This window comes from Haloquadratum walsbyi J07HQW2 (assembly GCF_000415985.1).
In the GTDB taxonomy this organism is placed as follows: Archaea; Halobacteriota; Halobacteria; order Halobacteriales; family Haloferacaceae; genus Haloquadratum; species Haloquadratum walsbyi_B.
In genome coordinates, this window is the sequence record NZ_KE356561.1 from 1,931,263 (window position 1) to 1,942,593 (window position 11,331).

The following is an 11,331-nucleotide window of genomic DNA, read 5'->3' on the forward strand; positions in this document are numbered from 1 at the left end:
CGTGCGAGACGCCGATAAACAATACTTTGAGACACTGGAATCGCAGCTAAATCAAGCATTCGACCGGGCACAACAGGCGAAGAAGAAGGGATATGACCCGGAGCCAGAGGTTGAAATCCCAGTTGCGAAGGACATGGCAGATCGTGTCGAGAATATTCTCGGGATTGCTGGCGTTGCAACACGTATACGAGAGCTTGATAATGGACGCTCTCGTGAAGAGGTAGCACTGGAGCTTGTTACTGACTTTGTCGGAGGAACTGTCGGCGATTATGACACACGTGAAGGGAAAATAGAGGGTGCGGTTCGGACAGCTGTGGCGCTCCTTACTGAGGGTGTTGTTGCGGCGCCAATTGAGGGTATTGACCGGGTTGAAATTCTCAATAATGATGATGGCAGTGAATTTGTTAATGTCTATTATGCCGGACCAATCCGTTCAGCAGGAGGAACTGCGCAGGCGCTGTCAGTACTCGTTGCTGATTATGCCCGAGCGCTATTAGATATCGATGAATACGCTGCACGTACGGATGAAACAGAGCGATATGCTGAAGAAATAAGTTTATATGACCGTGAAACGGGTCTACAGTACTCACCAAAAGACAAAGAGACAAAATTCATAACCAAACACATGCCGATTATGCTTGACGGCGAGGCTACTGGTGATGAAGAAGTCTCTGGATATCGTGATCTTGAGCGTGTCGACACGAATTCCGCACGTGGGGGAATGTGTCTTGTACTTGCTGAGGGGATTGCACTCAAAGCACCGAAGATTCAGCGGTATACTCGCCAACTTGATGAGGTGGAATGGCCATGGCTACAGGATCTCATTGATAATACGATTGGAACCAATAGTGATAGCGCTGAAAACGATGAGACTCATATACCCGGTACAGACGCAGATGAAGACGAACCTCAAACAAAGGATGAGCTAGAGCACAGAATTGATACTGTCGAAAATAAGTCTGGATTAGAGCCCACTGAGTCCCCTCGTGTTGATGCCACTGGCAAGTATCTGCGTGATCTTATTGCTGGTCGCCCTGTGTTTGGACATCCATCGGCTGCAGGTGCGTTTCGACTTCGCTATGGACGCGCACGGAATCATGGATTTGCAACCGCAGGCGTCCATCCGGCAACGATGCATATTGTTGATGATTTTGTTGCCACGGGAACCCAAATCAAAACCGAGCGTCCTGGAAAAGCTGGCGGTGTTGTGCCTGTTGACTCGATCGAAGGACCGACGGTAAGACTCGCAAACGGCGATGTTCGCTGTATCGATGATCCTGAAGAGGCAAAGAAACTTCAAAACGGGGTTGAGAAAATTATTGATCTTGGTGAATACCTCGTCAACTTCGGCGAATTTATAGAAAATAATCACCCACTCGCACCAGCAGCATATGTTTTTGAATGGTGGATTCAGGATTTTGAAGCGAGCATTGCAGATATACAACCACTTCGTGACGACCCAACGGTTGATTTAGAGAATCCAACTGTCGATAGCGCAGTACGCTGGGCAGAAGAATATGATATCCCACTACACCCGGCATACACATATCTTTGGCACGATATTTCAGTTGCTGAGTTTGACCATCTCGCAGATGTTGTAGCAGCCGGTGATATTGTTGTCAGTGACCTCGGGGATACCATTGGTAGTGATAACGGAAACCGAAGCGCCAACAGTAGCGGTACCAGCTCAATCACAGCCGACATAACGACGAATGATGCGTTGCGGATTGATACCACACCGGCGATTCGGGAGACAGTTGAACGGTTACTCGTTGAACATCATCAGGGTGATGACTCGATTCAAATCCCTGCATGGCGGGCACTCGCACTTTCACTCGGGATTGAGATTGAGATTGAATCTGATGAGAAAGCAAGTATCGGTGACCGCACATGGTCGCTTGCTGACCTTTCAAAACATGCTCGAGAGCAAGATAATGGAGATAACGCTATTGAAGCAGTGAATGAGGTTGCCCCATTTCAGGTTCGTGAGCGCGCACCAACACGAATTGGAAGTCGAATGGGACGCCCAGAGAAATCTGAGGATCGAGACCTCTCACCGGCTGTACATACACTCTTTCCAATCGGTGAGGCTGGTGGGAATCAACGCAATCTCGGTGATGCCGCACAGAGCTTTGGCGATGATAACGAACGTGGTCAGATTTCGGTTCAATTAGGCAGACGTCACTGTTCTCAATGCAATACGGTTGGATTTGAACTGCAGTGCGCTGAGTGTGGTGCACATACTGAACCGCAGTTTAAATGTCCTGATTGTGAGTCAATACTTCACCCCGATGAATCTGGACGGGTGTACTGTGATCATTGCGAACGTGATGTGACAAGTGCTGAGTGGCAAGATATTGACCTACACCAGAGATATCACGATGCACTCAATCGTGTCAATGAGCGTGAAGCCTCATTTGAGATTTTGAAAGGTGTCAAAGGTCTCACCTCATCGAATAAAACACCTGAACCGCTTGAGAAAGGAATCTTGCGGGCAAAACACGGTGTATCATCATTCAAGGACGGCACTGTTCGGTATGATATGACAGACTTACCGGTTACCGCAGTTCGTCCTGAAGAACTTGATGTCACCGCTGACCACTTTCGTGAACTTGGATATCAAACGGATATCAGCGGCGAGCCGCTTCAGTTCGATAATCAACTTGTCGAACTCAAGGTGCAAGATATCGTGCTTCCGGATGGAGCAGCAGAACACATGATGAAGACCGCGGATTTCGTTGATGATCTCTTAACGCAGTATTATAATCTAAATCAATTCTATCAGATTGATGAACGCGACGAGTTGATTGGTGAACTCGTCTTTGGAATGGCGCCGCATACATCGGCTGCCGTCGTTGGACGGATTGTTGGATTCACCTCTGCGGCTGTTGGGTACGCACATCCATATTTCCACGCTGCAAAACGTCGAAACTGCTTCCATCCGGACACAAAGCTCTGGTTTCGGAATGCCAGCGATGAGTGGCATCATGAGACGATTCGAACGTTTGTTGAGGACCGGCTTGAGGATCCTGAAATAGATGCTGTTGGGACTCTCGTCCAGGAACTTGATGCTGCTGACAGCGAGGTGTCGGTTCCATCGATAGATGCCGATGGCAATGAGCGATTGCAGTCAGTGACAGCAGTGTCAAAACATCATGCACCGGATCATCTGGTTCGAATTGAGACAGCGAGTGGTCGGGAGATAACGGTAACACCTGATCATGAGATGCATATTCTCAAGCAAGGTAATCTAGTCTCAAAGCAGGCAAGTGAGATTACGCCTGGTGAGTATGCAGCGATGTCGAGACAGCTGGGAGAGATATCACCGTCATCTCACACACCGCAGTATGATCTTCTTGCGGAGTTCCTCACTCAGGATGACCTCGCAATTGATCGGCTAATAATTCATACGACAGCTCCCGTCCAACTGTGCAATCAACTCCTCCCGGAGGAGGTTACTGACTATGAAGATATCGTTGGATTAATACAAGATACTGCTTACCAGCTCGAATCAACTAAAGAAACACTGATGCAACAGCTCAGTGAGGGAGAGATACCGGTTATGCTTCTTCGGGAATTTGTTAAAACAGATCAATCCCTTCTGAGAGGTGTTCCTGATGATGTGCAAATTGGGCTTCATCGAGAGGAAGTGAAGATTGATCGATGTATTCGATTTACTGAAGAGTTTGCATCGCTACTTGGATACTACGCTGCAGCAGGAATATTCCATACGCACGCTAAATCGCCTCCACGAGAACAATCAACGCTATCGTTTTATGATATTAACTCACAAACAGAAGCGCTCCTTTCGAAAGCACTTACCGATGTTTTTGAGATTGAAACAATTCAATACAATTCAGATAAAACGACGGTTAGTACTCCTGGAGAACTCATCAGGAGGGTTTTTGATACGATAGTTGACGTTGGCACTCGACCAACTGAAAAACGTATCCCACAGGCATTGTTTGATGCATCTGAGTCTCATGTCGAGTCGTATCTACGTAGCTTCTTTACTGCTCACAATCAGGTAAAGACGGACACAGCAGATATTTCTACGATAGTTGTCAGTCGCGAGCTCAAAGAAGATATTACTGCGATATTACGACGACTTGGGATCACCGCAGAGATAATTACACGTCAGCCAGAGTCAGTCTCTGAGATTCTTCCAGAATCGTATGTACTCGATACTAAGAGGCATACTGATGCTGATCAACTGGCAGCGACTCGCTCATATGTTATTTCGCTTACAGCATCGGATAGCCTGAGTCTTGTCCATGATAGACAAAGTCAGAAGCAGAAACAAGTATATGAATCACAGCATTCAAGATCGAATAATAGGCTAGTCAGCGAGTCTCGACGCGCGATCGACGGAGGAAGTGACGATTACATCACTGAAGCGATCACGGATATTGAGTATATCGAGGCGGATGTTGAGTACACATACTGTCTCACAGTTTCTGAGACACATTCACTCATTGCGAATGATCTTTCACAGAAACAGTGTGACGGCGATGAAGATTGTGTCATGCTTCTAATGGATGGATTGTTGAATTTTTCACGAGAGTACCTTCCAGATAAGCGCGGAGGAAGCGTTGCAGCTGATTCTCGATTAGTTGCAGTAGGTCCTGATGATGAGGTAGTATTCACGACATTTGAAGACTTTTGGAAGCAACTTGATAGTCCGATCAATCGTGATGGAAAGTTTAGGAAACGAACATGTGTGTCAGAAGGGTGGAAGACATACGCCTTCGATAAAGATCATCAGGCATCTTTACAGCCGATTGAGAAAGCAATTCGATACAAAGCCGATGAGAGCGAGCAGTTACGTCGGATTACCACCCAGTTTGGTCGATCGCTCAATATTACTGACCAACATAGTCTCTTCCGGTATGACGATGGTATCGAGGAGGTGGCTGGCTATGACCTCGCTGCAGGCGATATCATAGTTGCACCACGGACACTTGATGTTGAGTCCACTCAGACAACGCTTGATGTTGTTGAGTATATCAATGGTCCATGTCTCGGCGAACAGACCGGATCGGTAACATCGAATTCGACATCTGAGACCGTGAGCATGAATACTGAGCAAAAAACGAATCCAGTAGCTGATCCTGGTGCATCGGGACAACGGTCAGGATCCGCAGATGAAATGAGGACACTCGGCTCAGCTGCTGTAGGAGAGCTGGGATTAGAGCAAAATGAGACAGTTGGATTACGAGAGTCCACAGAAAAAATTGAACGATATGTCGATGTCACTGACTCATTTGGATGGCTTCTTGGACAGTTCATTGCCCAGGAGTCGATCACGACCGACACGCTGAGTATTCATGTTGTAGATAAAACACGCGTTGAGCGAATTGTCGTCACGAGTGAGAGCGTATTCGGTGTAAGACCAACAGTCAATATAGTGGAAAATGGGTATGAAATTGCGTTTCCACCGGTGCTCAATACTATTGTATCCACACTTGTTTTAGGAATTAAAACGGAGGAAGGTATTGATCACACGCACTCAAGTGAGCTCGTCATTCCTGAGTGTATTCTTCACGGTCCAGATGATGTTGCAGTGTCATTCCTCCGAGGATTTATTTCCGGAAAGAATGCTGAAAGTAGAGCTGATGCGGTCGAAGGTATCGATCTCGAGGGCAATGATATAGCAACTGAAGAGACAACAGTCACACTCAATGCCGAAAATGTCGATATAAAGGATGGACTTGTCTTCTTACTTCACCGATTTGGTATTGTTGCACGTATCTCAGAACAAGATGCAACTCATTCAGTAGAACCCAAATATACCGTCTCAGTTGAGAGTGAGGGTAATAAGAATCCACTACATCAGATCCTGAACGGTGAGTGTCCAATAACGCAGGAGAATATCGCTGTGCCAATTCCGGACGCACTCCTCACGATTCAGGAAGTGCTTGAGGACACATCTCAGATCAGTCAGATAATCCCAGAGTCTATCACACGACAGGAAACAGTCTCACTGGAAAGGCTTCATTCGATTGTCACAGAGCTTTCGACGGTCGACCTTCCGACACAACTCGAAGCAAAGCGAGACGAGCTTGCAGTACTCACCAAGGGTGACCTATCGTATCTTCGAGTCGAGAATGTCGAATGCGTTGAGTATGATGGATACCTATATGATCTACAGGTCGGTGGAGAGCCGGTGTTCACGGCAAACTGGTTGTACGCGCACAACTCAATGGATGCTCCGCTGGTAATGTCCTCACGCATTGACCCATCAGAGATAGACGATGAGGCACACAATATGGATGTCGTTCGACAGTATCCCCGAGGATTCTATGAGGCGACCCGACGGATGGAAGACCCTGAGGAGTGGGAAGAAGAGATTACGATTGCTGAAGAGTATCTTGATACCGATACCGAATATACAGGATTCAATCATACGCATGATACGACCGATATTGCTGCTGGTCCGGATCTATCGGCGTACAAAACACTCGATTCGATGATGGATAAGATGGATGCACAGCTTGAACTTGCACGAAAACTCCGAGCAGTTGATGAGACAGATGTTGCAGAGCGTGTAATTGAATATCATTTCCTGCCGGACTTGATTGGGAATCTGCGAGCATTCTCACGACAACAAACACGATGTCTTGACTGCGGAGAGTCATATCGACGAATGCCACTGACCGGTGAATGTCGAGAGTGCGGTGGTCGGGTGAATCTCACCGTACATCAGGGGTCGGTGAATAAATACATGGACACGGCAATTCACATTGCTGAGGAATTTGACTGCCGTGAATACACAAAACAGCGTCTTGAAGTGCTCGAGAGAAGCCTCGAATCTATTTTTGAGGATGATACAAACAAGCAATCAGGTATCGCTGATTTCATGTAAATACGAAGTATTGACCAGGTTCAGAGTCGGTTCCTATGTTTTCAGATGGAAATTTATCATATAACAGTATCGTGTATCCGTGTGTCAAGTATCAATACACATCTATAGATGATTGATCGATAATAACTAATTGAGAATATAGAGATGAGATGCCAATCCTGTCTGTGCTAGTTATTACAAATGCAGTCTATACGGGTACGGGTACAGACCAAATTCCTCGGCTGAGACGGCGTAGACAGATAGATTCAGGACAATCGAGCCCGACATAACACACGTGACAGAGTCCGAAGCGGACGCGGCTACCCGCGCACATTCCGAAAAGGACAGTGAAACAAATACAGTAAGACAATCGAATACTGAACCGCCAGCATCGGCTGATAATAACTTTGTTGTCCTGTTTGACATGGATGGTGTCATACTGGAGGGTCGCGGTGCTGACTCGATTGTTCACGAACGAGCATTCGAAGATATTCTTGCGGAACGAGAATGGGGAGATGACTGGGAGCAGTCGCTTTCACAGTCACATCGTAGTGCGCTTGAGCAATATGAGTATACTGAGGAATTCGTCACCGCCTGCGAAGCTATTGATGTTGACCCAGTCGCACTCTATGCCGCCCGTGAAGAGCGAAGCGCACAGCGTATTTCTGACCGAATTGCGGATGGACGTCGTGGTGTGTATGCAGATATTGATGCGTTGAAGACACTCGACAATGAGACGACACTCGGACTCGTAAGTAATAATTACCATCCAACGGTCCAGTTCGTCGTAGATCATTTCGAGATTGACCGCTTTGACCATGTTCGCGGACGTGACCTTGGTGTCGATGGATTCCGCCGACGGAAGCCGGATCCACATTATCTTGAGGAAACGCTTGATGCGCTCGGTGCTGACAGTGGAGTGTACGTCGGTGACCGTGGGACAGACGTAATTGCCGCTCACCGAGCAGGTCTTGAGAGCGTTTTCCTTCGTCGGTCACACAATGACGTTGCGACACTTGATAGGACACCAACGGCATCAATTAATGATCTCAGAGACCTTCCGAGGGTGCTTGAACAAATTAAATAATCAGATGATTCCGCGTTTGTGCTTATTTTAACGTGACCCTGGATAATTGACATCGGAATTCTCATTTGTGATTAATGAGCATCGTGTCTGTCATTTCTAGAGATGAGCAAGGCGAGTGCCCCGGGGTGTGGATGTAATCTCAATATGATATACAATAAATTACGCATTTGCTCACTCGAGATATCCAAGATCGCGTAAGCGCTCTTGCGCATCAGCATCCATCTCAGCAATAGTGTCGTCTGTCACGTCATCAGCAACCCCATCAGTCCATGCGCCCCCAACTGCTGATTCGAAGGCTGCAAGAGCTGTTTCTGTCGCTGTGATTGCTTCTGCTCCTATGTTCATACCTGCTGTATTCCCGTTTACTACGCCAGCTACTGAATTCTGTTCGTCTGGGTCGGTGTCAAGTTGGTATGCTTCATCAGAAATTCGGTCAATTCGGACATACTTTGCATCGGTTCGCCGAGCTGCACGCATCCGCGAGTAAAATCGTGAATCCTCTGATAACGTCACACCAGCGGAAGCTGCTTTCTCTTCAAGTTGTTTGAGTTCAACGACGGGTCGTGAATATTCAATGAATGCATACGAGCCATCACTGCTTTGTTGAGCAGGGTCAGACTCGTCGGTCCCAGCAAGCGATTCAAACTCACGATAGGAATCAGACAATAGTGACCGTGTTTGGTCATGGGCTACTGCAGTCTCGCCAGGAGTGTGTGGATTCCCGCCGTCCACATCAAGCGCATCAAGAACGGTATGGTAGAGATCGATGAGTTCAACCTGATCATGTCGACGATCAGTATCCAATTCCGGATGCTTGATCAACAGTGGAACGTTCACCAACTGATCGTATAGGCAGAATTCATGTCCATAAATGTCGTGCTCGCCGTGAAGTTCCCCATGGTCCGCGCAGACAACGACCATTGTCTCATCCCACAGCCCTGCCTGTTGTAACCAGTTGAACAATCGCCCGAGCTGGTCATCAATATGCGCAATCTCAGCGTCATATAATGCCTGAATATCTGCCCACTCCTCATCATCAATCGAACGTGCACCAGCGTTGTATTCTTTTGAGTTTTGACAGACAGCACTTGAGTCGACGTCCGGGGCGAACTCCTCACGAAACGCTGGGGGTGGATGATACGGAAGATGTGCATCCATGAGATTGATAAATGTGAAAAATTCGTCTTCAGTATTATCGATGAACTCTATTGTGCGGTCGATGACCGCAGGCGTTTTTGAGTCAGCACCCTCGCCACCAGCAAAATATTCGTGTGCCGTATTGCCAAGGCTTACAAGCTTATCAGCAAGTGCACGAAGAGACTCATTATCATTCATCATTTTCCACGCACGAGCAAGCGGTCCAGTAAGGAACTCACCAGGCATTACTTCAAAGAAATTATCTTGATCATCGAATCCATCTGTAAGGTGAGTATACGGAGTAATCCATGCGTTCGAGGAATAACAGGCGGTCCGGTAGCCCGCTGCAGAGAGTGTCTGTGCAATTGTTGTTGCCCCCTCAAGATATGGATTTTCTTGACTTGCACCGTGTTGTGATGGGTACAATCCGGTGAACAATGAGGCATGCACCGGGAGCGTCCATGGCGCTGGAGCGACTGCCTCTTCGAACACTGTCGCATCTTCAGCGAAAGAATTGAGCGTGGGTGTAGTTGGGCGGTCATAACCATACGGCGACAGGTGGTCTTTTTTGACCGTGTCCATCACCACGAACAGGACGTTTTCGGGTGATTCAGTTGGCATATATTAACTCGCAACGATAACATCAAAGACGCATCGGTCTCGTGTGCATCTAATCGGGTATATGCTCATATATATCCGGATAATACCACATAAATCTAGAGAATAATTCAGTTAATGAGACTCGTGAGATCAGTAATCAATGCGCAAAATCGATAATCACGACGGGTATTGCTACAATAGGCGGAAAGTCAGTGTGCCGATTTAGAACGGAGCCTGTGGACCTTCGTCGGATGCACCACCGTCATCAGAAGTCTCACCTGGGAACGATGGTGAGGAGCCGCCGTGTCCGTGACCGCCGTCCATACCGGTATCAGCGTGAACGGTCTCAATTTCAGCGATCTCTTTGACCATCCGACTCTTAATCGCCTGAATCGTCATTGGAGAGATGCCACACCCTGAGCAGGCACCACCAAGCTGGATCGAAACTTCGCCTGCTTCGGCGTCAAGATGCTGAATCGCTGCGGACCCACCATGCATCTGAATCTGTGGGAAATTCCGACGAAGGAAATTCGTCACGCGTTCTTTCAGTTCTTTTGTCTCGTTCTCAGTATCTGCGGTTTCCGTGCTCATACTAAATATAATATCAGCGAGCGGCTTAGACCTTTGGTTCGGACTCATTATCGAGTCCAAGCACGCGTCGGTGTTGCTTTTGAAGTTCGTCGACGTACGTCTCAAGTACCGTTTGGAGCTTCTCATCATCAACGACTATTGCAGTGAGACGATCTGTTGGATTCTCTGGTAATTGAATCTCAAATGAGTCTGTCTCAGAGTTATAAAATGGCTCAGATTCATTGAGGATTTGCTGATCAATTGCATGAATCAACTCGGAGTCATATTGATCATTCATTGACTCGAATGCGTTTTTATACGCGCGTTGGAGTTCGGTAAAGTAGTTTGCGTATTTATCCTCAAACTGCTCTGGGTCAAACTCAGTCATTATTGGTATAATACTGCTGGCGCTACAAACCGATTCGGGTTTGGACGGCGATACGGATAGGCAGATGATGAATTGGAAGTCATAATTGTATTGCATGTGATGCATCACCGATTGGTACTTTGGGTGATTGAACTGATTGATGAGTATATATCGAGTGAAATCTTAAAAGATTGAGAAAGCGTGAAGAACGAATGGATTATCATTCAATTTTGGAATAAGCCATGCATATGTTGTGAATTACTGAAACAGCATCCTCAATGGAGTGAACTACATTGTACTCACTGAGAATTCCCACGAATAGAGTTACTTTCTGAATCAATCTATCAGTCAGATCATCTTGTGCAACAAATTGAAATATATGGATAAATCTGTAAAATTCGAGCACAAAATCCTGCTTTATGATCACAGATAGAGATATCGACATCCGAAGATTCGTATCATATCAGCGCTAAGTTCGCTTGAATTCTTTTTTATATATGTTAAATTCATAGAATCATATTATCACAATTGAGATTTGAGTGTGTACATATCATTCTATGTCCGGCATATTTGATAACAAATTTGCAGCATTGTATTTAACTTAATAATACTGCTGAAGATCTGAATCAAGAATGTGAAGAGTTTGAGTTTAAGATGACTCATTACAGTTGTTATTCTTAATAATATCATTGTGAGCATGTGTCTACACAAATCAGAAGGATTAGA

At 46.5% G+C, this 11,331-nt stretch carries 5 protein-coding genes; 2 read left to right on the forward strand and 3 right to left on the reverse strand.

Going from position 1 to position 11,331, the window contains the following annotated elements:
* Position 1 precedes the first annotated feature (1 nt).
* Both polC and J07HQW2_RS09015 read left to right on the forward strand, forming a co-directional pair.
* Positions 2 to 6,865 carry a DNA polymerase II large subunit gene (polC, locus tag J07HQW2_RS09010; protein WP_021055151.1) on the forward strand — a complete coding sequence of 2,288 codons (6,864 nt, stop codon included), beginning with the start codon at positions 2 to 4 and terminating at the stop codon, positions 6,863 to 6,865.
* A 274-nt stretch (positions 6,866 to 7,139) separates the two neighbouring features.
* Positions 7,140 to 7,931 carry an HAD family hydrolase gene (locus J07HQW2_RS09015; protein WP_021055152.1) on the forward strand — a complete coding sequence of 264 codons (792 nt, stop codon included), beginning with the start codon at positions 7,140 to 7,142 and terminating at the stop codon, positions 7,929 to 7,931.
* 171 nt (positions 7,932 to 8,102) lie between these two features.
* On the opposite strand, the gene J07HQW2_RS09020 is transcribed toward J07HQW2_RS09015, so the two are convergent.
* The 3 genes from J07HQW2_RS09020 to J07HQW2_RS09030 all read right to left on the reverse strand — a co-directional run bounded on the left by J07HQW2_RS09020 (position 8,103) and on the right by J07HQW2_RS09030 (position 10,626).
* Positions 8,103 to 9,689 carry a sulfatase gene (locus J07HQW2_RS09020; protein WP_021055153.1) on the reverse strand — a complete coding sequence of 529 codons (1,587 nt, stop codon included), beginning with the start codon at positions 9,687 to 9,689 and terminating at the stop codon, positions 8,103 to 8,105.
* A 201-nt stretch (positions 9,690 to 9,890) separates the two neighbouring features.
* The gene (locus tag J07HQW2_RS09025) at positions 9,891 to 10,259 is read right to left on the reverse strand and encodes a NifU family protein (RefSeq protein WP_021055154.1); all 369 of its coding nucleotides are present in this window, start codon (positions 10,257 to 10,259) and stop codon (positions 9,891 to 9,893) included.
* A 25-nt stretch (positions 10,260 to 10,284) separates the two neighbouring features.
* Positions 10,285 to 10,626, reverse strand: coding sequence for a DUF5783 family protein (locus tag J07HQW2_RS09030; protein ID WP_021055155.1), 342 nt, complete (start codon positions 10,624 to 10,626; stop codon positions 10,285 to 10,287).
* Positions 10,627 to 11,331 lie beyond the last annotated feature (705 nt).

What these genes read in the sequence shown, in the direction of transcription:
- J07HQW2_RS09020 (WP_021055153.1), bottom strand. Translation starts at nt 9,689, where the DNA reads ATGCCAACTGAATCACCCGAAAACGTCCTGTTCGTGGTGATGGACACG.
- J07HQW2_RS09025 (WP_021055154.1), bottom strand. Translation starts at nt 10,259, where the DNA reads ATGAGCACGGAAACCGCAGATACTGAGAACGAGACAAAAGAACTGAAA.
- J07HQW2_RS09030 (WP_021055155.1), bottom strand. Translation starts at nt 10,626, where the DNA reads ATGACTGAGTTTGACCCAGAGCAGTTTGAGGATAAATACGCAAACTAC.